General features: G+C 63.2%; 22 protein-coding genes. 8 read left to right on the top strand and 14 right to left on the bottom strand.

The window, feature by feature from the left end; all coding sequences use genetic code 11:
- Nucleotides 1-456: DEAD/DEAH box helicase family protein (locus B2Z70_RS08680; protein ID WP_349682215.1), on the bottom strand; the 456-nt coding region annotated here is incomplete at its 3' end.
- 473 nt (nt 457-929) lie between these two features.
- Between B2Z70_RS08680 and B2Z70_RS08675 the strand changes: the two genes are divergently transcribed.
- Both B2Z70_RS08675 and B2Z70_RS08670 read left to right on the top strand, forming a co-directional pair.
- Entirely contained in the window at nt 930-1,439 is a 510-nt protein-coding gene (locus B2Z70_RS08675) for a response regulator (protein ID WP_009803088.1), read from the top strand.
- A gap of 83 nt (nt 1,440-1,522) precedes the next feature.
- Nucleotides 1,523-1,807 (top strand): hypothetical protein, encoded by a 285-nt coding sequence (locus B2Z70_RS08670; protein ID WP_009803089.1) that lies wholly within the window; start codon nt 1,523-1,525, stop codon nt 1,805-1,807.
- Nucleotides 1,808-1,897: 90 nt separating this feature from the next.
- Here B2Z70_RS08670 and B2Z70_RS08665 read toward each other — a convergent pair whose 3' ends face one another.
- Genes B2Z70_RS08665 through B2Z70_RS08655 form a run of 3 tightly spaced genes read right to left on the bottom strand, consistent with a single transcriptional unit; the run spans nt 1,898 to nt 4,703 of the window.
- Nucleotides 1,898-2,935 carry a threonine aldolase family protein gene (locus B2Z70_RS08665; RefSeq protein WP_292982525.1) on the bottom strand — a complete coding sequence of 346 codons (1,038 nt, stop codon included), beginning with the start codon at nt 2,933-2,935 and terminating at the stop codon, nt 1,898-1,900.
- Between the two features lie 32 nt (nt 2,936-2,967).
- Nucleotides 2,968-3,552, bottom strand: coding sequence for a DUF2147 domain-containing protein (locus B2Z70_RS08660; RefSeq protein ID WP_292982523.1), 585 nt, complete (start codon nt 3,550-3,552; stop codon nt 2,968-2,970).
- Nucleotides 3,552-4,703, bottom strand: coding sequence for a DUF418 domain-containing protein (locus B2Z70_RS08655; RefSeq protein WP_292982521.1), 1,152 nt, complete (start codon nt 4,701-4,703; stop codon nt 3,552-3,554). The genes B2Z70_RS08660 and B2Z70_RS08655 overlap by 1 nt, the downstream gene beginning before the upstream one ends.
- Nucleotides 4,704-4,751: 48 nt before the next feature.
- Between B2Z70_RS08655 and B2Z70_RS08650 the strand changes: the two genes are divergently transcribed.
- Nucleotides 4,752-5,360, top strand: a complete 609-nt coding sequence (locus tag B2Z70_RS08650; RefSeq protein WP_292982519.1) for a TetR/AcrR family transcriptional regulator — start codon at nt 4,752-4,754, stop codon at nt 5,358-5,360.
- A gap of 7 nt (nt 5,361-5,367) precedes the next feature.
- Here the strand turns inward: B2Z70_RS08650 and B2Z70_RS08645 are convergent, their stop codons facing one another.
- The 3 genes from B2Z70_RS08645 to B2Z70_RS08635 form a co-directional block, all read right to left on the bottom strand.
- Entirely contained in the window at nt 5,368-7,710 is a 2,343-nt protein-coding gene (locus B2Z70_RS08645; RefSeq protein WP_292982517.1) for a methyl-accepting chemotaxis protein, read from the bottom strand.
- A 102-nt stretch (nt 7,711-7,812) separates the two neighbouring features.
- Entirely contained in the window at nt 7,813-8,760 is a 948-nt protein-coding gene (locus B2Z70_RS08640; RefSeq protein WP_292982515.1) for a hypothetical protein, read from the bottom strand.
- Nucleotides 8,761-8,821: 61 nt separating this feature from the next.
- Nucleotides 8,822-8,986, bottom strand: a complete 165-nt coding sequence (locus B2Z70_RS08635; RefSeq protein WP_009803095.1) for a hypothetical protein — start codon at nt 8,984-8,986, stop codon at nt 8,822-8,824.
- A 182-nt stretch (nt 8,987-9,168) separates the two neighbouring features.
- On the opposite strand from B2Z70_RS08635, the gene B2Z70_RS08630 reads away from it, so the two are divergent.
- From B2Z70_RS08630 to B2Z70_RS08620, 3 genes are all read left to right on the top strand, one after another.
- Nucleotides 9,169-9,708, top strand: a complete 540-nt coding sequence (locus tag B2Z70_RS08630; RefSeq protein ID WP_292982512.1) for a prephenate dehydratase domain-containing protein — start codon at nt 9,169-9,171, stop codon at nt 9,706-9,708.
- A gap of 36 nt (nt 9,709-9,744) precedes the next feature.
- Nucleotides 9,745-10,974 (top strand): pyridoxal phosphate-dependent aminotransferase, encoded by a 1,230-nt coding sequence (locus tag B2Z70_RS08625; protein WP_292982510.1) that lies wholly within the window; start codon nt 9,745-9,747, stop codon nt 10,972-10,974.
- A 97-nt stretch (nt 10,975-11,071) separates the two neighbouring features.
- A complete protein-coding gene (locus tag B2Z70_RS08620; protein WP_292982508.1) occupies nt 11,072-11,539 on the top strand; it encodes a Dps family protein in 468 nt (155 codons plus the stop codon).
- Between the two features lie 388 nt (nt 11,540-11,927).
- On the opposite strand, the gene B2Z70_RS08615 is transcribed toward B2Z70_RS08620, so the two are convergent.
- From B2Z70_RS08615 to B2Z70_RS08595, 5 genes are all read right to left on the bottom strand, one after another.
- A complete protein-coding gene (locus B2Z70_RS08615) occupies nt 11,928-12,821 on the bottom strand; it encodes a LysR family transcriptional regulator (RefSeq protein ID WP_009803099.1) in 894 nt (297 codons plus the stop codon).
- Nucleotides 12,822-12,831: 10 nt separating this feature from the next.
- Nucleotides 12,832-14,091: an ABC transporter permease gene (locus B2Z70_RS08610; RefSeq protein WP_009803100.1), complete on the bottom strand. Its 1,260-nt coding sequence runs from the start codon at nt 14,089-14,091 to the stop codon at nt 12,832-12,834.
- Nucleotides 14,091-14,813: an ABC transporter ATP-binding protein gene (locus tag B2Z70_RS08605; RefSeq protein ID WP_009803101.1), complete on the bottom strand. Its 723-nt coding sequence runs from the start codon at nt 14,811-14,813 to the stop codon at nt 14,091-14,093. Before B2Z70_RS08605 ends, B2Z70_RS08610 begins: the two co-directional genes overlap by 1 nt.
- 48 nt (nt 14,814-14,861) lie before the next feature.
- On the bottom strand, nt 14,862-15,839 hold the full coding sequence (gene trxB, locus B2Z70_RS08600) for a thioredoxin-disulfide reductase (RefSeq protein ID WP_292982506.1): 978 nt from the start codon (nt 15,837-15,839) through the stop codon (nt 14,862-14,864).
- A 91-nt stretch (nt 15,840-15,930) separates the two neighbouring features.
- Nucleotides 15,931-16,833 carry a mitochondrial fission ELM1 family protein gene (locus B2Z70_RS08595; protein WP_241760714.1) on the bottom strand — a complete coding sequence of 301 codons (903 nt, stop codon included), beginning with the start codon at nt 16,831-16,833 and terminating at the stop codon, nt 15,931-15,933.
- 118 nt (nt 16,834-16,951) lie between these two features.
- On the opposite strand from B2Z70_RS08595, the gene B2Z70_RS08590 reads away from it, so the two are divergent.
- Both B2Z70_RS08590 and B2Z70_RS08585 read left to right on the top strand, forming a co-directional pair.
- The gene (locus B2Z70_RS08590) at nt 16,952-17,362 is read left to right on the top strand and encodes a BlaI/MecI/CopY family transcriptional regulator (RefSeq protein WP_292982503.1); all 411 of its coding nucleotides are present in this window, start codon (nt 16,952-16,954) and stop codon (nt 17,360-17,362) included.
- Nucleotides 17,359-18,933, top strand: coding sequence for a M56 family metallopeptidase (locus B2Z70_RS08585; protein WP_292982501.1), 1,575 nt, complete (start codon nt 17,359-17,361; stop codon nt 18,931-18,933). Before B2Z70_RS08590 ends, B2Z70_RS08585 begins: the two co-directional genes overlap by 4 nt.
- Nucleotides 18,934-19,009: 76 nt before the next feature.
- Here B2Z70_RS08585 and greA read toward each other — a convergent pair whose 3' ends face one another.
- Both greA and carB read right to left on the bottom strand, forming a co-directional pair.
- Complete coding sequence (gene greA, locus B2Z70_RS08580; protein ID WP_040612747.1) at nt 19,010-19,483, bottom strand: transcription elongation factor GreA; 474 nt, start codon at nt 19,481-19,483, stop codon at nt 19,010-19,012.
- 47 nt (nt 19,484-19,530) lie between these two features.
- Nucleotides 19,531-21,834 (bottom strand): carbamoyl-phosphate synthase large subunit (gene carB / locus B2Z70_RS08575; protein WP_292982498.1); only part of this gene is annotated, 2,304 nt, incomplete at its 5' end.

Raw genomic sequence — 21,834 nt, 5'->3', positions numbered from 1 at the left:
GTAGTAGTCGTAGTAGGAGACGAAATACTCCACCGCATTATGGGGAAAGAAGTCCTTGAATTCGCCGTACAACTGCGCCGCCAGCGTCTTGTTCGGCGCCAGGATCAGAGCCGGACGCTGAACCTTTTCAATGACTTTCGCCATGGTGAAGGTCTTGCCCGACCCGGTGACGCCAAGGAGAACCTGATCTCTCTCCTGCTGGGAAATCCCCTCCACCAGCTCGGCGATCGCATGGGGCTGGTCGCCGGCGGGTTCGTAGTCGGAGACCATGCGGAATTTCTGACCGCCTTCGGATTTGTCCGGGCGGTCGGGGCGGTGCGGGGTCCAGTTGGCGGGCAGGCTCAGCGGATCCCTGATGGAGCCCGAAACGGGCTTGTCCATCACGAAATCGGCCTGGGCCATGTCCTCGACGCCTTGGGGGGTGAGGGCGCTGTCGTCTCGGGTCAGTTTGGGCATGGGGGCAATATGGGGGCGTGAAACTGGCTTGAACAGGGGGCGCGGAACGACTTGTGAAGCTTGAAATTCCCCGCTAAATTGTTTTTGTAATCACAAAACAACCTGATGGAGATTTGAGAATGAATCATGCATTCAGCCCGCTACAGATCGGCATGGCGTCTTCGGTCGCGCTGGCGCTCAGTGTCGTCCTGTCAGGCTTCGGCATGCAGGCTGTCGCATCCAGTGCGACTTGCTCGCCAGTGCTCGATGCGCAAGGAAACTGCATCTATCTGATTTGTGACGAAAGCCCACGTCTTCGGACTTGCGACCAGGATCCGGAGTAGCGCTCGCTCCGGGATTATCCTGCGGAGTGAGCCTGACAGGGCCGATGGCGCAAGCTGTCGGCCTTGCTTACGTTGGGGCAAGTCTTGTTTAACCGTTTCTGAGGCAAGGTGCGCCTGACAGACTTCAATCAGCAGGGTCGCTAAAGCGCCATGTCCCAAGGCAGTTTCGAACGCATCCGGGTGCTTATCGTCGAGGATAACGCCCACATGTCCTCGATCTTGCGCACCATCCTGCAAGGGTTTGGCGTGCGTTCGGTGATCGAGACGCGTGATGCGGCGGACGCGTTCGAGCTGATGCGCAACGCCAATCCGGACCTGGCGCTGGTGGACTACATGCTGGGCGATGTGGACGGGCTGGAATTCACCCGGCTGATCCGCACCGCGTCCGACAGCCCGAACAAGTATCTGCCGATCGTCATGGTGTCCGGTCACACAGACCGCTCCAAGGTGCTTGAGGCGATCAATGCGGGGGTGAACGAATACCTCGCCAAGCCAGTGCGTCCGGTGGATCTGTATAACCGTCTCGTCACCCTGATCGAGAAGCCGCGGCGCTTCGTGAAGACGCCGGGTTATTTCGGCCCCGACCGCCGGCGTCGTCAGGACCCGCGCTACTCCGGCCCCATGCGCCGGATCAGCGACAAGGATGGCGAAAAGTCCTAGGTTGAAAAATTCCCCTTTGGGGTTCTTTTGTCGCGTATTGCGTGCCAGTATTCCCCCGTTGATTGAAACGGGGAGTATCGAACATGCTTTCGCTTATCATGGTTTCCGTGGCGCTGGCCTTCAGCGCGCCTGACGCAGAGATCAAGCCCGAGGCTAACGCCTCACCCGCTCAGACTGAACACTCGGAGTCAAAGCGCCTGAGTTCTGCGGACCTCGCCAGTCTGCGCGCCGGGCGCGGCGTGCCGGACTATTGTGAAGTCTATTATCTGCCCGACCCGGTCACCGGCGAACTGCAATGCAGCGCCGTGGTATGCCGTCCGATCGGCGTGCCCTGGTCCATTCACGACTGCTCTGAATTCGGGCTGTAGCCTTGACCGAGACCGGGGCGGCGTTTGGCGCGGCCCCGGTCTCACATTCACCATCAGGGATGGTGTGACGCGCGATTTCGCCCAGAGGGACTAGCCAGCGGCGTCGAGCAGGGCGCTGATGTCCGCATCCGTTGTGCACCAGCTGGCGACAAACCGGGCCGAACCGTCCGGCCAGCTGTAAAACCCGGCGCCCGCCTCTCGCAGACGCGCCGCAAGCGCGTCCTCAAGGCGGATGAAGACCTCATTTCCATGTGTGGGATGAACCAGCTCGGCCCCGTCCACTGCGGACAGTCCCTCTGACAGGCGCTTGGCGGCGGCGTTGGCGGTCCGTGCCAGATCAAGCCAGAGATCATCCTTCAGCCAGGCGGCCATCTGCGCCGAGACATACCGTATCTTGGGCAGCATGAGCCCTGCGCGCTTCTGGTTCGCCAGCAATTGCGGCAACCGGTCCCGCGCACTCGGAAACAGGATGACGGCCTCGCTGGCCATCGCGCCATTCTTGGTGGCGCCAAGGCTGAGAATATCGACGCCGGCTTTCCAGGTCATCTCGGCCGGTGTGCAGCCAAGAGAGACCAGTGCGTTGGAGAAGCGCGCGCCGTCCATCTGAATGTTCAGATCCCGGGCCTTCGCCAGTCCGATCAGGCTTTCCAACTCATCGAGCGTATAGGCGCAGCCAGACTCATTGAGTTGGGACAGGCTGAGCACTGCGGGCGGCGTGGCGTGCACGAAATCGCTCGGCCATTGCTTCAGCGCGTCCGACAACGCCTCAGGGGCGATCTTGGCATGTGACCCGGCCAAGGGCAGCAGCTTGGCGCCGCGCGTGAAAAATTCCGGCGCGCCGCGTTCGTCTCGATGAATATGCGCTTCGTCATGGCACAGCACCATGGCGTCAGGCGGGCAGAGGACGGATAACGCCAGGGCGTTTGAGGCTGTGCCCGAAACGGTGAAGACCACCTCGAGGTCGGTTTCGAAGATCTCGCAGAGCTGGGTTTTCACTCCAGCGCTGACCGGGTCCGCGCCATAACTGGACGCAAAACCCTGATTGGCGTGGGTGAGCGCGTCCAGAATTGCAGGATGGGCGGGGGCGGTGGTGTCGGACAGGAAGTTCATGCCGCCAATGAGCCGCAATCATCCAGCCGCGTCAATGGTCTGGAAGTGGGTCAGGGGGCGCATAGAAAAGCCGGGGGCGGCGTGTTGCGCGTCCATTCCTGGGGCTGGCTCAACACATCGCGGCCCAGACCGGCGCGAGCGGCGAAATAGGCCAGGTCAAACGGATCCGGCGCACTGCCAAACAGGGCGGACACCGCCATGTTGACGCCTTCAGTCATGTCCGCCCCGTCAAACAGCAGCACATCCAGCGTGTCAGGTCCGGTCTGGATCAGTTCCGCGTCGAGGATTTGTCCATCTTCTCGCCAGTAGACGTGACCGCGCCAGACGCCGGCGTGCATATCAAGCTCTGCCGCTTCAAGGACCGATGCGCCGCACAGCCGTTCGCCCCAGGCCCAAAGATCAGGATGAGCGTAGTCGCGCGCGTTGTGATCGCCTTGGAATGCGACAAGGACGCCGCACAGCTGGTCCGCGCGCTCAGGGCAGGGCCCCAGCTCCAACCAGCCTTGGTCATCGGGCAGGCGCCAGAGGCCGGAAATGTGCTCCAGTGCAGGATTGGGCGTCGTAAGGGATGCCGAGCTGGCGCAACCGGTCAGGGCTGCACAAGCAAGGATCAAGATGGAAACACTCTGTTTCATCAGCGGCACGCCTTGAACGGGGAGGCGGGACGCCCGCCATACGTGACCGGGCGCAGCAGGATTTCGAGAGGCCCCCGTCCCATGAGCCGGGCGAAGAGACCAACCATCACCATGGCGGTCAGGGCCAGCGCTATGCTGATTGGAACCAGCCAAGCCTGACCGAACTGTCCGAACAGACCCAGCCCGTAGCCGCTGAAAACCAGTCCGGCCAATACGCCCTGAAGCACATAACTGGAGAGCGAATTGCGCCCGGCCAGCACCAGTATGGATGGCAGCTTGAACAAATCGATCAACAGGCGGATAGCGCAGATATAGGCGAGGGTCAGAACCGGGCCGCCCACTGCGATTGAGAGGAAGCCCAGAAGGTCAGCAATCTGACCCCATCCCAGACCCGGACCGCTCGCGACCAGGGCATAAGCGATGTTCAAGGGCAGCCCGATCAGCACAAGCGCGGGCAGGGCGATCGCGCACCGCCGTCGCCAGCGCGTCGCTTGCGGATCGAGCATGTCGAGCTTTGCCGCGGCGAGACCTGCGAGGAAGGCGCTGGCGGCCAAGGGGCCCTGGAACAGGATCAGGAAGACGAAGGTCTCCGGCCAGGCGGCTGCACGCGCCCTGATCGTGTCGAGATAGCCGCCGGACAGTCCGGGGGTCGGGTCTGCTGGTGCGGTCGGGGACAGGGCGATCACAAGGCTGATGAGGAACAGGCAAAGCAGGCTCAGCGCGATCATGCCGAGTGCAAAGCCGAGGAGCCGTTTGGGGGAGGCGCGTCGCAAGTGCCAGATAAGGCTGCCGACCAGGCTGTAGAGCAGCAGAATGTCGCCTGAGAACACCAGCACGGCGTGCAGCACGCCGAACACCGCCAGCATGATCATGCGTCGCCAATGTCTGCGGCTGGCATCCGCGCCCGCGCGTTCCGCGGCGCAGTACTGGATCTGCATGCCCCATCCGAACAGGAAAGAGAACAGGATGAAGAACTTGGCTTCAAAGAAGACGGCTGTGACTATGGCGGCGAACTGATCCGGCCCGGTCGGCGCCTGAGTGAGGGTCTGCGATGCGGGCAGCGCCATATAGGGCAGGTTCACGACACAGATGCCGATCAACGCTGCGGTGCGTAAGGTGTCGACGATGGCGTTGCGATCCGGCGTGATCATGAAGAACTCCAATTGAGCAGTGGCTCAACTTTATTGAGCCGCTGCTCAATGGTCAATGAGGTCTGTATGAACGATACGAAAACTTCACGTGGCGGAGGCCGTGACCGGATTTTCCAGGCGGCTGCAGAAGTCATCTATGAAAAGGGATTGGCGGAGGCGCAGACGCGCATGGTCACCGACCGCGCCAAGGTGGGGACGGGGCTGCTCAACCATTATTTCAAATGGCCAGAGCTGCGCGCCGCCGCCTGGGAACTGATCTTTCAGGCCGTGGTCCGTGATCTGTGGCGTTCGCAAGAAACGCCGCGCGACGCTCTAGACCGGTTTCTGGAGGAAGCGTTTGCCGCCGAAGCCCGGCTGTTCTGGAAGCTCTGGCTAGAGGCGGAGCGTCTGGCCCCAGGCGATAAGCCCATCGCCGAGGCGCTGGGGCGCATTCGCGCTCAGATGCGCGACAGGCTGACGGCGTTATTGCAAGAGGGGATGACGAATGAAGACTGGTCCCTGCCAGACCCCGCCGCCACCGCCGTACGGCTGGAGGCCATGAGAGACGGACTGGCTGGCATGATCCTCAGTGACGATCCCGATCTGGATGCATCTCTGGCGGTTCATCACCTGAAGCATTTTTTCGATATGGAGACTGTTGGCGCGAAGCAGACGTAAACCGGTTTTACGCGGCGACTTCCCTTGCGCCAGCTTCCAGCAATGCGCGCAGGCTTTTCTGGCTGATCGCGGTCTCAAACTTCAATCCGGCCTCGTCTTCGCTGGTCCAGATCACGGTCGTCTTCTCATTCAACGCCGGACTGATGATCTTGACGGTCTGGCCTTCTTGCAGGCCCTTTGCGGCAATCCGCACACCCAGTGAAGAGGCATCGACCAGACTCACTTTCCGGGCCTGGCCATTGACCGAAATCTCGGCGTTGTGCTGAGAGGCGTGTCTGGGCTCCTGGCGGCTTTCTGCGGCCGCTACGGCCTGCTGGACGATTTTCGGAATCGAGGAATTGGCGTCATTCGCAGTCGCTGCCATGGTCCGGACGAGACCGGCCATGCTCTCAGCGTCCCGAGCCGAGCGCGTGGTCATCTCAACCAGTTCGGAAATGTCCGAGCTGACCCGGGCAAGGGCCTCCCGGTTCTGCTCGACAAAACTCGAGAGTGATCCGGTGGAGGCGCTCTGCTCTTCCATGGCGGCCGCGACCGAGGCCGTAACCTCGCCGATATTCTCGATGGACTGGGTGATGGCGTTCATCGCCTCCACCGTGGACTGGGTGCGGCTCTGGATATGGGCGACGCGTTCGGCAATCTGGGTCGTGGACTGATTGGTCTGTGCGGCCAGGGCCTTCACTTCGCTCGCGACAACGGCGAATCCCTTGCCGGCGTCACCGGCGCGCGCGGCCTCGATGGTGGCGTTAAGCGCCAGCAGATTGGTCTGCTCGGCGATATCGGTGATCAGGCCAATGAAGTCACTGATCTGTTGGGCGGCCTCATTCAGCTCTTCAACGCTCTGCCGGGACCGTTCAGCTTCGCTGATGGCGTCGCGAGCCAGGGTGTCGCCACGTGTGATTTGCTGGGTGACCTCGCCAATCGCGGAGGAGAGTTCAGACGCCAGTTCGGCCGCGCGCCCGGTATGCTTGACGTTCTGCTCCGTCGCATTCGTGACCTGGGTGGCGGTCTGACCCGCCGCTTCCAGCGTTGTGCGGATCGTATCGCTGCTGGCGCTCAGCGATTGTGCGGCGTCCGCCACGGAGCCGACGGAGTCCAGGGTGGCCTTTTCAACATTGGCCGCCATATCGCTGAGCACCTTGCGGCGCTCTCGCATGGCGTTCTGTTCCGCCTTTGCGCGATCGCGGATCGCGGCCTCACGCTCCTGCGTGGCCTGTCTGAAGGATTGCGCGGTCTTGGCCAGAACGCCGATCTCATCCCCGCGATCCGCGCCCTGAACCTCGACATCGGTTTCTCCGGCCGCCAGCCTGCGCAGGCAATCGGTGATGTTGGCGAGCGGGCGGACCACGGACCACATCAGGGTGATGGTCGCCGCCAGGGTCAGCAGGATCAGAGCCAGGGTCATGCCCAGCATCACAAGGACAGTGTTGCGCGCCTCAGTCCGTCGAGCAGACGTGTTCATGACAATGTCGTGCGCCAGTGTCTCTTCGAGTTCCATCAGCAATTCGATGCGCCGGGTCGTGAGTTCAAACCATTCAACCCCGGTCATGTCCGCCAGCGGAGCGCCGTAGCCGGCTTCGGCAATGTTCTGTCGAGCGGCGTCAACCGCCAGGGAATCCGATTGCGCCAGAACGGCGTCCAGCCGCTCTGCCCAGGGTTCGCCCAGGATTTCGCGGAATTCCTGGAAATAAGCCCGCTGCCGCGCCGCCAGATTCAGGGCGTTCTGATGCAACGCCGGCGAGATGGATCCGGAAGCGTAGATGTTCGATCCCACAGCCCGCTCTATGCCGGCGTTTTCCTTGGCGGACATCAGGTTCAACAGGCCGATCAACTGCGCCGAGACGTCGCTTGAAGCGCCCAGATGAGACAGATCAGCCACGCTGTTCAGCATTGCCGAGATCGTCTGTGTATAGGGGCCGACGGTTTGTCCCATGTTCAGGTTCAGCGAGTCGATCTGCCTGCGGTGCTCGGGAAGCGCCGCCAGAAAATCGTCCACTTGAGACAGGGACTGAGCCAGATCCGGATCCTCAAGCGCTTCGCCTGCTTGCAGACGCGCTGCGGCGTACCGGGACATGGCCGTGTCGGTGGCCTGTCGCTGATCCTGCATGAATCCCTGATAGCTGGCGTCGCCGCCGCTGCCGACAAATCCTGCGGATCGGCCGCGCTCGCGTTGTAGCTCATGGACAAGCTGGCTGATGTCCCGGGAGAACTCTGTCGCCTGCTCAGCGTCGCGCATATTGCCCGCAATGCGCCATTCCTGGAGCACCAGGCTGGAAGAGAAGTACAAGAGGGCAAGCGTCGGCAACAGGGCGGACACGATCATCCGCCAGGTGACGGGGATGTTGGACAGCATGGCGAGAGTCTCCCGGAGTGCTTGCAGAAGCCTTGCCTGCTTGGGTTGACGGGCTCTTAATCACTCGCGCAGGGCGGGTGTGGATTCCGAGCGGGGGCGCCTTCACTCGGGATCAGGAATGTAGTTTCCGAGATTGTCGGTGCGCGTTTCGCGATCGCGACGCATGGCGCGGTTCACGCCCGGCGTGTTGATGGCGTCGCGCCGGGACTCGCGCAAGGCGAGCATGATGCGTTCAACTTGCGAGGGATTTGCGCCGAGCTGCCTGAGCTGGAACTCCATCCGGTCCAGATCCTCAAGAAATTCCGGCGGTTTCTCTCCAAGACCTTGCAGGCCAAATCGCGCCAGATTGGGGGCGTTGGGATTGGGACCTTCCGGACAGTCGCCGGCTTCCAGATTGGCGGCTGAGGATGACAGGCAGAAACTCTCTCGCACCATCTCCCGGACGCCGCCCAGTGACAGAACCACCCGGAAGTCATCCGGATCCAGCCGGGTTTCCGCGCGGGCCAGAATATCGGCGAAGCTGGGCGGCGGAACGGAAGCGCTCCCGTCAACAGGGCGTTGCTGGGTCGTGGCCACGGGGGCGTCCGGACGGGAGGCGCTGGCCGCGGCGGGGCTGGGCGCGCCGGGTGAAGGCCGCAAAGCGTCTGAAGACTCATCGGACGCGATTGCAAGACCGTCCGGAGAGAGGGCGGGCTCCGGTTCGGACTGACCGACAGGCTCTGTGTCCGGGGTTTCGGGCGCGGCGGGCGGAGCCGCGATTTCGGCGGTCTGATCCTCGGTCACAGGCGCCGGGGTCTCACGCACAGGCTCGCGCGTCTCTTCACTGAGCGGGGGTTCGACCAGCTGGGCGTCGCTCTGAGCATCAGGCGCGCTGATAGTGTAAAAGCGCACATCCAGCCGCTCCACATCCCCATGGATACGCAGCAACTCACCCGGCGGGGTGCTGAGAAGCAGCGCGATCAGTCCCGCATGCAGTCCCAGGGCCAGACCGTAGGGCAGGCTGCGCCGTGTCGCATCGCTGAGCCGGTCGCGGCTGAGGGCGGGAGACATGAGGGAAGACCGGCTCACGACCCAACAGATGAGGCCATTGCGCCGGGCTTTCAATCGTCAATCAGTCAGACACTGTGCTCTGGACGACGCTCTGGTAACTGTCGCTTGAGACGTAAAGCGATTCCGCGCTGGCCGGTCCGGCGTGGAAGGTCCAGCCAATGGCGAGCAGACACAGGGCGGCAAGGCATAATCCCAAGAGGCCTGCGCTGGATGTGTCGTGCTTCATGGTGCGGCCTCCCTGCTGTCGGTTTGATGAACCGGCGATGAATCAACTCTCACGCGATGTCGGGGCGCGTCTGGGGCTCAAATCGGGCGCTGGCGTGATCAAATGTGTTGATTTGCGGGCAAGGCGGTTGTCCGCCGCGAAGAGGGGCGTAGGGTGTCGGCGAGACAGCCGAGGACGCCAACATGTTGACCGCCTATCTGGGACCTGAAGGCAGTTTCACCCACCAGGCGGCTCTGGCCCTGGCGCCTCAACCCACCCATCTCGATCCGAAACCCGATCTCGTGTCCGTGCTGGAGGCCTTGCGCTCTGGCGCGGCGCGCTATGCCGTCGCCGCCATTGACAGCGCTGCAGGGCCCATTGCCGAGACCGTCGCTGCGATCGAGGCGGGGTGGGCCGAGCGCCTGGGCGAGCATGCGATCGCCGTGAGTTTCGACCTGTATCGCAGACTGGATGACGACACGCCGCTGATCGGTCTGGCTGGACATGAAAAAGCCCTGGCGCAGCTGAGCGCCTATATCGACAACAAGCGCTTGCTTACGCGGGTGTTTGCTTCGAATACTGCCGGCCTGGCGGGGATCGCGGCTGAGTCCGAGCCGGGCTGGGGCGCCGTGGGGCCGGCCGGGCTGGGATCGGCCTATGGATTGCGGGTGGCCGAGCGCGCCCTTGAGGCGCCGACGCAGCTGGTGACTCGCTTTGTTTTATTGCAGCGTAAGTCGGCATGATGCGCCGCAGCGAAGATTTTGATCGAGGAGATTTCCATGTCCGCTTCCGCCTCTGACCTGTTCCGGTCTTCTGAAGCGCTTGCACGCGTACAGCCGTCTGCGACCATTGCGGTCAGCCAGAAGGCGCGCCAGCTGAAAGCGGAAGGCAAGGACGTCATTGGCCTGGGCGCGGGCGAGCCCGATTTCGATACGCCTGATCATATCAAGGAAGCGGCGATCAACGCCATTCGCACTGGCCAGACCAAATACACCAATGTGGACGGCATTCCGGAGCTCAAGGACGCGATCTGCGCCAAGTTCAAGCGCGATAACGGCCTGGACTACAAACCGTCCCAGGTGAACGTGTCGCCGGGCGGCAAGCCGGTTATCTATAACGCTTTCCTCGCCACGCTCGATCCGGGCGACGAGGTGGTGATCCCCGCGCCGTACTGGGTGAGCTATCCTGAAATGGCGGTGATGTGCGGCGGTACGCCCGTCTTCGCGTCCGCCGGCGTCGAGGACGGTTTCAAGCTGACGCCGGAAGCCCTGGAAAACGCCATCACGCCGAAGACGCGCTGGGTGCTGCTCAACTCGCCCTCCAACCCCACCGGCGCCGCCTACACGGCGGACGATCTCAAAGGGCTGGCAGAGGTGCTGGAGCGACATCCTCATGTGCTCATCCTGACCGACGACATGTATGAGCACCTTGTCTATGACGACTTTGAATTCGCCACCATCGCTCAGGTCGCGCCGAACCTTTATGACCGCACCCTGACGATGAACGGCGTGTCGAAAGCCTACGCCATGACCGGTTGGCGCATTGGTTACGCCGCCGGGCCGGAGAAGCTCATCAAGGCCATGGCCAAGGTGATGAGCCAGACCACCTCCAACCCCTGCTCGATCAGCCAGTGGGCCTCGGTTGCGGCGCTCAACGGCGATCACAGCTTCCTTAAGCCGCGCAACGCCGCGTTCAAGACGCGCCGGGATTCCATGCTCAGCAAGTTCGAGACGGCGCCGGGTCTGATCGCGCCGACGCCGGAGGGCGCCTTCTACATCTTCGCCGATTGCGGCGGGCTGATCGGCAAGACCTCCCAGGGCGGGCATTTCCTCAAGACCGATCTTGATGTCTGCGAGGCGCTGCTGACCGAAGAGGGCGTGGCCGTGGTGCCGGGCACCGCTTTTGGCGCATCGGCCGGGTTCCGCTTGTCTTACGCCACCGATGATGCCGCACTGGAAGAAGCCGGAAAGCGTATTGTCCGCTTCTGTCAGGCCGCCGTTGGCGAATAGACAAAATCTATAGCTCTGTTCGAGAAACTCAGTTGGCGTTTGTGAGGCTTCATCCCCACATTCTCCTTATGGGTTTTTTACCGCAAAGGAGGCGGCAATGGACATCAATATGGGCCTGAGCAAGGAGCAGCGCGAAACCATGGCCAAAGCGGTCACGGCTTTGCTGGCTGACACCTATGCACTCTATTTCAAGACGCACGCCTATCACTGGAACGTCACCGGCCCGCGCTTCCACGATCTTCACGCCATGTTTGAAGAGCAATACACCGCGCTCTGGACCGCGACCGACGAGATCGCCGAGCGAATTCGGGCGCTGGGCGTTCTGGCCCCGATCTCCTATGACGAGATGGCCGCATCGGCGAAGATCAAGCATGACGGCTCGACCCCGGACGCCAACACCATGGTCGCCAATCTGGTGGCGGGCCACGAACAGGTCGTCCGTACAGCGCGCGAGGCGCTGAAGCTGGCTGAAGAGCATGGGGACGAGGCGACGGCCGATCTGGTCGCGCCGCGCATCACCGAGCATGAGAAGACCGCTTGGATGCTGCGCGCCACCCTGGGCTAGGCGCTGCTCATTGCAATCAAGAAAAACCCCGCCAGCGCTTGCACTGGCGGGGTTCTTTGTGACGTGCGCTCGAGGGGGAGGGTGCGCACGTCCATGACGTTCGGAGCGGCTGAAAAAGCCTTATATAAAAAGAAAAGAGCTGGCCCCGCGTCGGCGGTGACCAGCTCAGTTTAGCATACCTAATCGGGGAGGAGACGGTATGCGCTAAAAGGGGAAAGCAGATGAAGCACCCGCTGTCGGGGGGCTATATGCCTCCTTCGCGCATGCCGCACAACAGCCCCTTCGCCATAGCCGTTATGCGTTTTTGCGGACCTGCAACAATTGCGTCAGGTCATTGCCGCATTGCTGTCGCAATTGGCTCAAAGCGTCTCGAAATGGGACGAAAATCCTACTCTCGCCAGAGTTTGACCTCTTCCATGATGAAATCGCGGAAGGCTTTCACCCGGCGCGAGGCGCGCAATTCTTCAGGAAAAATGAGATAGACCTCGAAGGGCGGGCCCTCGATCTCATCAAACAGGCGTTTGAGCCGGTCATTCTCGCGCGCCACATAATCGGGCAGGCCCACAAGTCCCAGCCCGGCTTCGGCCAGACGCATCATGCCGTGAATGGTGCTGGCTTCGGCGAGCGCTTCGCGCGGCTTCTGCCCGGGCTCCCGCCCCAGATCCAGATGCCAGTTCAGATTGGGGATGGGCGCCAGATTGCGCGGCCCGTAGCCGACAAAGTCATGCCGGTCGAGATCCTCAAAGCTGTCCGGCGCGCCCTTGCGCTCGAGATAGGCGTCAGACGCGTAAAGATGCTGGTCCACGACCATCAGCTTGCGCTGGATCAGATCGTTCTGGGTCGCGGCCCAGGGACGAAGGGCGACATCGGCTTCGAGGTTTGAAATATCGAGCTCGTGATCGACCAGGAGCAGGCGCACGCGGATTTGCGGGAAGAGCGCATTGAAGCGCGCCAGACGCGGCGCCAGCCAGGTCGCCCCCATGGCGGTCGGCGCGGTGACGCGCAACAGGCCGCTGGGCTCGTCGCGGCAGTCCAGCACATTGGCTTCAGCCAGCGCGATCTTGCCCGCCACGTCCTTGCTGGCTTCAAACAGCACCCGGCCCGGCTCGGTCAGAAGAAGGCCGCGGGTATGGCGGTGAAACAGCTTCACCCCCAGCTCGCCTTCCAGCGCCGAAATCTGGCGACTGACGGCCGATTGCGACAGGGCCAGCGATTCCGCCGCGCCCGTCAGTGACCCCACCTCCGCCGCGGCGTGGAAGGTTTTGAGCTTGTCCCAGTCCATGTCGGGCCTTCTACAATCTGATGGTCATGCCGTCGGCGAGCGAGTTGCGATATGCGCGCCAGGCGGGGAAAAAGCCCAGCACGGCGGCTGCGCCCGTAACAGCGCCGATAATGCCCAGATCGTAAAGTCCCGGCGTCAGCCCCGGCAAGACAAGACCGAAGCGCGCTTCGAGAAGCGGGGCGAGGGCGTTGAGCGCGCCATAGGTGGCGATTGTCCCCAGCCCGGCCCCCGCCAGCGCGATCAGCGCTGCTTCGGCGACCAGAAGCAGGAAGACATGATGCGGGCGGGCGCCGAGGGCGCGCAGGATCGCCATTTCCCGCCGCCGTTCATTCAGGCTGGTCAGGATGGCCGTGAGGATGGAGACCAGCCCCGTGAGGACCACAAAGGCCGCCACAGCGGCGAGGGTGCGCTCGGCCACGCCGACAATGCTCCACAACTGGGCCAGCGCCACGCCGGGGATCACCGCCTGAAGCGGCTCCTCGGGATAGGTGTTGATCGCGCGCTGCAGACGCAGAGCGGCGACAGGGCTGTCAAGACCCACATAGAAGGCCGTCAGCTGATCCGGTGTCAGGTCTCGCGCCCGCAGCTCTTCTGCGGACAGGGTCGAGCCCGACCCGGTGGCGCCGCCAAGATGGATGGCCTCGATGGCGTCCAGCGTCACCATGACCGACTGGTCGAGTGGCGTGCCGGTGGGCTCGAGCACGCCCACCACGGTGAAGGGGTTGCTGTCATGCTCGATGAAGCCGACCTCGCCCATGCCATGGGCGACGACGATTTCGTCGCCGGTCCGATAGCCCAGATCGCGGGCGACAGCCGCGCCGATCACGGCGTCAAACAGATCCTCGAACGGTGCGCCGCTGGCGAATTCGAGATGCCGGCCGCCGCCATATTCATAGTGCTCGAACAGGCCCGGCGTGGAGCCGATCACCCGATGGCCGCGATGGGAATCGCCCAGGCTGATCGGCACGGTCCAGGCGACGCCAGGCGCGCTGGCGACGGTCTCATAGCTTTCCCAGGTGATGTTGTTGGTGGCGTCGCCAATATGAAACACTGAATAGAGCAGCAGATTCACGGGACTGGAGCGCGCGCCGACAATCAGGTCAACGCCCGAGATCGTGTTCTCGAAGCTTTCGCGCGCGCCGTGGCGCACTTTCTCGACGCCCAGGAACAGCATGACCGAAATCGCGACGGTCAGGACTGTCAGAATGGCGGTGGCGCGACGATTGCCGATGGACCGCAGCGCGAGATTGAGAATGGGAAGGCGCGCCATCAGACCGTCTCCTTCACGCTGGCGGTGTTGATGGTCTGAAGGTCAAGCGCGCGGTCGAACTGGTCCGCGAGCCCGCCATCATGGCTGACGAACAGAAGCGCCGCGCCCGACGCCGTGCATTCCTCTTTGAGAAGCGAGATGAAGGCGTCCCGGCTGTCCGCATCGAGCGCTGAGGTGGGCTCATCGGCCAGGATCAGGCCCGGCTTGCCGATCAGCGCGCGCGCGGCGGCGACACGCTGCTGCTGGCCGACGCTGAGATTGGAGGCGCGCTGTGACCAGACCTCTTTGGCGTCAAGGCCAAGGCGCTCGAGCAACCGTTTCGCTTCAGCCTGCTCGCCGCCGGCCGCTTGCGCCTGTTTTGCGCGTTCGTCGGAGAACCGGCAGGGCAGCATGACGTTCTCGCCCACCGGCAGATAGGGCAGCAGGTTGAACATCTGGAAGATGACGCCCAGATGGGCCGCCCGGAATGCGTCGCGCCGGGACGAGGAGAGGGTCTGCATGGACTGCCCCAGAATCTCCAGCTCGCCGGAGCGCGGCTCGAGAATGCCCGAGATCAGGCCCAGAAGCGTCGACTTGCCCGACCCGCTGGGACCGCGCAGGAAAATCCGCTCGCCGGCTTCAACGCGCAGCGTCTCTATCGCTATGACGTCAGCCGAACGCCGCGTGTAGGCGAAATGCAGATTGGAGAGGGCGAGGGCGGGGGGCGCAGTCGTGGTGCTCATGCGCTATTGTGTAACGTCGCCGCCGCGCTCCGCCAAGTGAAGAACCGGTTACGCGGCGTCGGACGCCTTGTCGCGGGCAGCGTCCAGGGCCGCCAGATAGCGTTCGGCTTCCAGAGCCGCCATGCAGCCCATGCCCGCCGCCGTGATGGCCTGACGATATTTGTCGTCGGTCACATCGCCCGCGGCGAAGACGCCGGGGATGGAGGTGGACGTCGAGTCCGGCGCGGTCACCAGATAGCCGCCATCCTTGGTTTCAAGCTGGCCGGTGAACAGCTCGGTCGCCGGGGCATGGCCAATGGCGATGAAGACGCCGTCCGCCTTGCGTTCGGTGACTTCGCCGGTGTTGACGTTCTTCAGCTTCACGCCGGTCACCGCCTTCACGGGCTTGTCTTCGCCCGTCACCTCTTCGAGCACGCTGTCCCAGACCACTTCCACCTTGGGGTGGTTGAACAGGCGGTCCTGCATGATCTTCTCGGCGCGAAGGGAATCGCGACGGTGCACCAGCGTCACCTTGGAGGCGAAATTGGTCAGGAACAGGGCTTCCTCGACCGCGGTGTTGCCGCCGCCGACCACAACCACTTCGCGGCCGCGATAGAAAAAGCCGTCGCAGGTGGCGCAGGCGGAGACGCCATAACCCTGGAATTCCTGCTCGCTCTCAAGGCCCAGCCATTTGGCGCTGGCGCCGGTGGCGATAACCACGGCGTCCGCGGTGTAGATATTGCCGCTATCGCCCTTGAGCGTGAAGGGACGCGCGCTGAGATCGGCCTCGACGATCAGGTCATCGGCGAAGGCCGTGCCCATGTTTTCCGCCTGCGCCTTCATCTGCTCCATCAGCCACGGGCCCTGAATGGGATCGGCGAAGCCGGGATAGTTCTCGACATCGGTGGTAATGGTCAGCTGACCGCCCGGCTGCATGCCCGAGATCAGCAGCGGCTCCAGCATGGCGCGGGCGGCGTAGATCGCGGCGGTGTAACCGGCGGCGCCGGATCCGATGATGACAAGCTTGGCGTGGCGGGTGTCGGCCATGGCCGGCTCCTTCGTCTGTAATGGCCGCGCAGAATGCCCTGAGTCGGACGGCGCGCAGGCGAGCGTTTGAATTGCACCTGATGTCGCCTTCCTAGGCGAGGATTTCAAGCACGGCTTGCGCCGCTCTGTCGGTTTCGTGAAGCGGCTCGTACTCCCAGCTCTCCAGCCGGCCCAGATACGGGCGGACTGCGCCAACGCCTTCAAGACCCGCATACAGATGGCGGAACTTGCCCGGATCGCCCTCCACGCCCAGCCGGTAGACGGGCGCGCCGGTGGCGGCGGCTTCACACAGCATGTTGGTGGAGTCTTCGGTCACGCAGATCCAGTCCGCCGCGGACAGGAAGGCGAAATAGGGGTTCGGGCCGTCCCCTTCATGAAACCAGACCCGCTCGGCCTGGCCATAGCGTTCGCGCAAGGCGGTCGTAAGTGCGTCGGGCGTGCGTCGCGAGACGGTGATCATCAGCGAGCCGGCCTGACGGCGAATGGAATCCACTTCCTCCAGCAAGTGCGTGCAGGCGGCGTCAGTGAAACGGTGATGCTTGCTGTCTCCGCCAATCAGGATCGCGGCTTGCGGGCCGGGCAGGGCTTCCAGGCGCTGGGCGAAGGCGCTCGCGCCCTCGTTCAGCCGTTGCGGCGTGATGCGATTGGGCGAGCCCAGAATATTGAGCACTTTCGGCCCGCTCATCCGGTCATGGCGTGGCGCGATGATCAGGTCAAACAGGTCGGCATGACTGCGCGGCTTCTGCACGTAGACAAAACGGGTGCGTCGCCATTGCTTGCGATGCAGAGAGGCTGCGCGCACTGCGGCCCGCCCGCAGCCAATCCACAGATCGGGCTCGATCATGCCGGCGTCCGGCAGTTCGCCCGTGCGCGGCACATGGATGGGCAGAGTTTGCAATGGTGTCAGACGCCCCACCGCTTCGGCCAGACCAAGCGCCTGATTTTCAATGCCTCGACGCCCGTCGGACACCACAATGCATGAGCGAGTTTCCATGCCCGTCATGGTGATCGGAATGCCTGCATCGTCAAGCGCGAAGGGCGGTTCGGTCGATTGGGAGTTGACGTCCGCCAGAATCGTGCGACAGTTGTAGCGTAGACAAGCGAGGTGTCACATGACGACCGAACCCAATCCCAGCGAGCTTGAAGTGCTCAAGGCGCTCTGGTCCTCCCAAAGGCTGAGCGCGCGTGAAATCCACGACCGGATCGGCGAAGCCCAGGACTGGTCCTATTCCACCACACGCACCGTCATCCAGCGCATGGTCGACAAGGGGCTGGTCCACAAGGATAGCGTCCATGGTCTCGCCGTCTTCGCGGCGGCCGATCGCAAGGTCGATCTGATCTCGCGGCTGGTGCGCAGCTTCACCGCCCGCGTTCTGGAAGCTGATCCGAGCGCTCTGCCGGCGTCCGCCTTTGCAGGCAGCCGCCTGTTGGACGAGGCCGAACGCGCCGAACTCGACGCCCTGCTGAAAGCAGGGGCAGGCGGTTCATCTGACAATGATAACGAGGAGGAGGCAGGACAATGACCCTCATGGATTTGATCTGGACGAGCGCGGCTAGCATTCCCGCCGCCCTGTCCGCCTGGCTCGCAGCTCGCGCGCTGGAGCCGCATCTGTCGCCTCGTCTGGGCGTGCGCCTGTGGCAAGCCGCCCGGCTCGCCGCCTTCGCGCCGGTTCTCGTGGTGCTGGGGTCAGGCTTGATCCCCCACCTGAAAAGCGCCAATGCGCCAAGCGCGCCGGTCACACTGGGGGTGGGAACGGAACAGACTGTGCCAGTCGCCATGCCGCTGTTCCAACCGGTTCTGGACTTCGCTGAGCTGAGCATTTCATCCATCCCTGCGGCGCTGCTGCCGCTGATCGCCGGGCTTTATCTCGTAGGGCTCGCCTTGATGGCGGTGCGGGGCGTGATCCAGCGCGGGCAGATCCGCACCCTGATGCGGGCCTCGATCGCGGAAGAGGGGCGTCTGTCCCAGCTGGCCCAGGTCTGGCGGACGCGCCTTGGCTTGCCGCAGACCCTCGCTCCGGTGCGGGTGGTGGACGCGGTGATCTCGCCCTTCGTGGTGGGGTTCAAGCCGGTCATTCTGGCGCCCGATACGCTGGCGAAGCGTGACGACGCCGAAGCCGCCATCGCCCATGAGTTGATGCATATCAAGCGCGGCGATGAGCGCGACCGTCTGATCGGAGAGGCTCTGAGCGCCCTGATGTGGTTCAACCCGGTCTATCGCGCCATCGAGCGTCGCCTCGCGGCGGCGCGGGAGCTGGCGTGTGATGCGGACGTGCTGGACGCCATGGGGCCGGAGCATCGCCAGCATTACGCCGAGGCGATCGCCGGGCTGGCGCCCATGCCGGCGGTGGCGACGGGCTTTCTCACGGACCTTGAACGCCTGCGCCTGCGTCGGGTCCGGGCGGCCTTGAGCCATACGGGCCGCAAACCGCGGATGCTGGTCGCGATGATGGCAGGCGCCGCTATCTTGCTGGCGGGCGCGCCGTCTTCAGCCCTGGCGGTGATGTTGAGCGGGCAGGATACCGTTCAGATCGTGGAGAGGCGGGTTCTGAGTGAAGCGGTAGGCGAGCGAGTGATGGCGGCACAGGAGGCGGCGCAGGCTGATGATCACCGGCAGGCATTGGACATCCTCAACGCGATCGCGCCGACTTCACCTTATGATCATTTCATCGTCGATCAGCTCAGAGCGCGGGCTCTGTTCGAACTCGATGATCTGCCCGGCTCTGTGGAGGCGTTCGAGGCGGCGCTTGCCAGTGGCGGGGCCAATGAAGAAGAGAGCTATTCGATTGAAACCGCGATTTTCCAGCTCAACCTGGTGATGGAAAACTTTGACGCGGTGCGCCAGTCGCTGGACCGTTTGCTTCAGTACGATTTCCCGATGTCAGGGCATATGAGCAGGACGGTCGCTCAAGCCTATGTGCAGATGGATGAGTTCGAGGCTGCCCTGCCATACGCCATATACGCGAGACAGGTTCATGATGGTGAAGACCGGGACACGCTGCTGCTCTTGCAATACCTCTATGAGCAGACCGGCCGCGCCGACGACGCTACCGCCATGCGTCAGATCCGACTGGCTCTGTTTCCGGAGAACTGATCGTTCCCTTATCCGGAAATGACAACGGCCGGCGCATCGCGCCGGCCGTCTTGTATTCAGAGCCTGAAGGCCGAGCCTATTTCCACTCGACCTTGAGGATCTCGTAGCTTTTCACGCCGCCGGGCGCGTTCACCTCGACGACATCGCCTTCTTCCTTGTTGATCATCGCGCGGGCGATGGGGGAAGACAGCGAGATCTTGCCCGATTTCACATCGGCCTCGTCATCGCCGACGATCTTGTAGGTGCTTTCCTGATCGGTGTCCTCGTCGACCACGGTGACCGTGGCGCCGAACTTCACCTGCGTGCCCGACATCTTGGAGACGTCGATCACCTGGGCGCGCGCAATCTTGTCCTCAAGCTCCTGCACACGGCCTTCGATCCAGCCCTGGCGTTCCTTGGCGGCGTGGTACTCAGCGTTCTCGGACAGATCGCCATGTTCGCGCGCTTCTGAAATCGCGGCGATCACGGCGGGCCGTTCCACGCTCTTGAGGTGCTTGAGTTCTTCGTCGAGCGCTTTATGGCCCTCGGCGGTCATCGGAATTTTCTGCATGAATGTCCGGTCTCGTGATCAGTGCTCTGGCGAACTGACAACTCTGTTCAGCCGCCAGATGGCCCATTACGATAAGATTGCAACGAGCGCGGTTCAAGCTGGCCTGCATCAATCGCCGCAATTGACTTCACCGCGGCGCGTGAGGCGGAGGCTGTCGTATAGCACGGAACCTTCATTTCCAGCGCCGTACGGCGGATGGAATAGCTGTCGATCATCGAACGCTGGCCCTCGGTAGTGTTGAACACCAGCTGGACCTCGCCATTCTTGATCGCGTCCACGATATGCGGACGCCCTTCGAACACCTTGTTGATGCGCTGGACGGGAACCCCGGAGTCTTCCAGCGTCTTCGCGGTGCCGGTGGTGGCGAGGATCTTGAAGCCCAGAGAGGTCAGGCGATGGCAGGACTCGATCATCATCGCCTTGTCTGATTCCTTGAGCGAAATGAACACGGTGCCTGATTTGGGCAGGTTCACGCCCGCACCCAGCTCTGCCTTGGCGAACGCCGCTTCAAAGCGTTCGTCAATGCCCATCACCTCGCCGGTGGAACGCATTTCCGGGCCGAGAATCGGGTCAACGCCGGGGAAGCGCGAGAATGGCATCACCGCTTCCTTCACCGCGATATGGCGGGTCGGCATGGACGGGGTGTCAAACTCGGTCAGCTTGGCGCCGGCCATCACCTTGGCGGCGATCTTCGCGACCGGCGCGCCAATGGTCTTGGCGACGAAGGGCACGGTGCGGCTGGCGCGCGGATTGACCTCGATCAGGTACACCACGCCGTCCTTTACGGCGTACTGCACATTCATCAGGCCCTTGACGTCGATGGCCTTGGCCAGCGCCTTGGTCTGGCGACGCAGTTCGCTCACGGTCTGATCCGACAGCGAGTGCGGGGGCAGCGAACAGGCGCTGTCGCCCGAGTGCACGCCCGCTTCCTCGATATGCTCCATGATGCCGGAGATCCAGACATTCTCGCCGTCACAGACCGCGTCCACATCCACTTCCGATGCGTCCGACAGATAGCGGTCAAGCAGCAGCGGCGCCTTGCCGGACACATGCACGGCCTCGCGGATATAGCGGCTGAAGCTCTCGATATCGCGCACGATCTCCATGCCGCGTCCGCCCAGCACGTGCGATGGACGCAGCACCAGCGGGAAGCCCAGCTCTTCGGCCATCTGGCGGGCTTCCGCCTCGTCATGGGCGATGGCGTTCGGGGGTTGCTTTAGTTTGAGATCATCGAGCAGCGCCTTGAAGCGCTCGCGATCTTCGGCAAGGTCGATCGCGTCGGGCGCGGTGCCAAGGATCGGCACGCCCGCCGCTTCCAGCTCCGGCGCCAGTTTCAGCGGGGTCTGGCCGCCATACTGGACCACCACGCCCAGAAGCTCGCCTGACTGCATCTCGGTCTCGATCAATTCGAGCACGTCCTCGGCCGTCAGCGGCTCGAAATAGAGCCGGTCTGCGGTGTCATAGTCGGTGGAGACGGTTTCGGGGTTGCAGTTCACCATGATGGATTCAATGCCCATCTCGGCGAAAGCGTAGGCCGCGTGACAGCAGCAATAGTCAAACTCGATGCCCTGGCCGATCCGGTTCGGACCGCCGCCCAGAATGATCGCCTTCTTGCGGCCCGTCGGTTGGCTCTCGCATTCCCCGCCGCGCTCATAGCTTGAATACATGTAGGGCGTAGGCGCGGAGAATTCGGCGGCGCAGGTGTCCACGCGCTTGTAGACCGGACGGACGCCGAACCGCTTGCGCAGGGCTTTGACCTCGGTCTCCTCGATCTTTGCGAGGGTGGCGAGCCGCTTGTCGGAGAAGCCCATGGATTTGAGCGTCAGCAGCTCGTCGCCATTTTGCGGCAGACCCAGCATGCGCACCTGATCCTCGGCATGGATCAGGGTTTCGATCTGGCGCAGGAACCACGGCTCATAGGAACAGGCGGCGTGGATCTGCTCCACGCTCAGGCCCTCGCGGAAGGCCTGGGCTATGACGAGCAGGCGGTCCGGAGTCGGGCGCGAGAGGGCGGCCAGCACCGCCTGATGGCGGGCGGCTTCGTCCTCGGCCTGGTCCAGCCCCTCGATCTCGATCTCGTCAAAGCCGGACAGCCCGGTTTCGAGGCTGCGCAGGGCTTTCTGCACGCTTTCGGAGAAGCTGCGGCCCATGGCCATCGCTTCGCCGACCGACTTCATCGAGGTGGTCAGGGTCGCCTGGGCGCCGGGATATTTCTCGAAGGCGAAGCGCGGGATCTTGGTGACCACATAGTCGATGGTCGGCTCAAAGCTCGCCGGGGTCGCGCCGCCGGTGATGTCGTTGTCGATCTCGTCAAGCGTGTAGCCGACCGCCAGCTTGGCGGCGACCTTGGC

Origin of the sequence: Oceanicaulis sp. UBA6590 (genome assembly GCF_002433705.1) — a bacterium.
In the GTDB taxonomy this organism is placed as follows: domain Bacteria; phylum Pseudomonadota; class Alphaproteobacteria; order Caulobacterales; family Maricaulaceae; genus Oceanicaulis.
Note: the sequence above shows the minus strand (reverse complement) of the source record. Positions and strands in the feature narration are given on the sequence as shown.

Bases quoted from the DNA above. Each gene is read 5' to 3' on its own strand.
- B2Z70_RS08675 (WP_009803088.1), top strand. From the start codon at position 930: ATGTCCCAAGGCAGTTTCGAACGCATCCGGGTGCTTATCGTCGAGGAT.
- B2Z70_RS08670 (WP_009803089.1), top strand. From the start codon at position 1,523: ATGCTTTCGCTTATCATGGTTTCCGTGGCGCTGGCCTTCAGCGCGCCT.
- B2Z70_RS08660 (WP_292982523.1), bottom strand. From the start codon at position 3,552: ATGAAACAGAGTGTTTCCATCTTGATCCTTGCTTGTGCAGCCCTGACC.
- B2Z70_RS08655 (WP_292982521.1), bottom strand. From the start codon at position 4,703: ATGATCACGCCGGATCGCAACGCCATCGTCGACACCTTACGCACCGCA.
- B2Z70_RS08650 (WP_292982519.1), top strand. From the start codon at position 4,752: ATGGTCAATGAGGTCTGTATGAACGATACGAAAACTTCACGTGGCGGA.
- B2Z70_RS08645 (WP_292982517.1), bottom strand. From the start codon at position 7,710: ATGCTGTCCAACATCCCCGTCACCTGGCGGATGATCGTGTCCGCCCTG.
- B2Z70_RS08640 (WP_292982515.1), bottom strand. From the start codon at position 8,760: ATGTCTCCCGCCCTCAGCCGCGACCGGCTCAGCGATGCGACACGGCGC.
- B2Z70_RS08635 (WP_009803095.1), bottom strand. From the start codon at position 8,986: ATGAAGCACGACACATCCAGCGCAGGCCTCTTGGGATTATGCCTTGCC.
- B2Z70_RS08630 (WP_292982512.1), top strand. From the start codon at position 9,169: ATGTTGACCGCCTATCTGGGACCTGAAGGCAGTTTCACCCACCAGGCG.
- B2Z70_RS08625 (WP_292982510.1), top strand. From the start codon at position 9,745: ATGTCCGCTTCCGCCTCTGACCTGTTCCGGTCTTCTGAAGCGCTTGCA.
- B2Z70_RS08620 (WP_292982508.1), top strand. From the start codon at position 11,072: ATGGACATCAATATGGGCCTGAGCAAGGAGCAGCGCGAAACCATGGCC.
- B2Z70_RS08615 (WP_009803099.1), bottom strand. From the start codon at position 12,821: ATGGACTGGGACAAGCTCAAAACCTTCCACGCCGCGGCGGAGGTGGGG.
- B2Z70_RS08610 (WP_009803100.1), bottom strand. From the start codon at position 14,091: ATGGCGCGCCTTCCCATTCTCAATCTCGCGCTGCGGTCCATCGGCAAT.
- B2Z70_RS08605 (WP_009803101.1), bottom strand. From the start codon at position 14,813: ATGAGCACCACGACTGCGCCCCCCGCCCTCGCCCTCTCCAATCTGCAT.
- trxB (WP_292982506.1), bottom strand. From the start codon at position 15,839: ATGGCCGACACCCGCCACGCCAAGCTTGTCATCATCGGATCCGGCGCC.
- B2Z70_RS08595 (WP_241760714.1), bottom strand. From the start codon at position 16,833: ATGGAAACTCGCTCATGCATTGTGGTGTCCGACGGGCGTCGAGGCATT.
- B2Z70_RS08590 (WP_292982503.1), top strand. From the start codon at position 16,952: ATGACGACCGAACCCAATCCCAGCGAGCTTGAAGTGCTCAAGGCGCTC.
- B2Z70_RS08585 (WP_292982501.1), top strand. From the start codon at position 17,359: ATGACCCTCATGGATTTGATCTGGACGAGCGCGGCTAGCATTCCCGCC.
- greA (WP_040612747.1), bottom strand. From the start codon at position 19,483: ATGCAGAAAATTCCGATGACCGCCGAGGGCCATAAAGCGCTCGACGAA.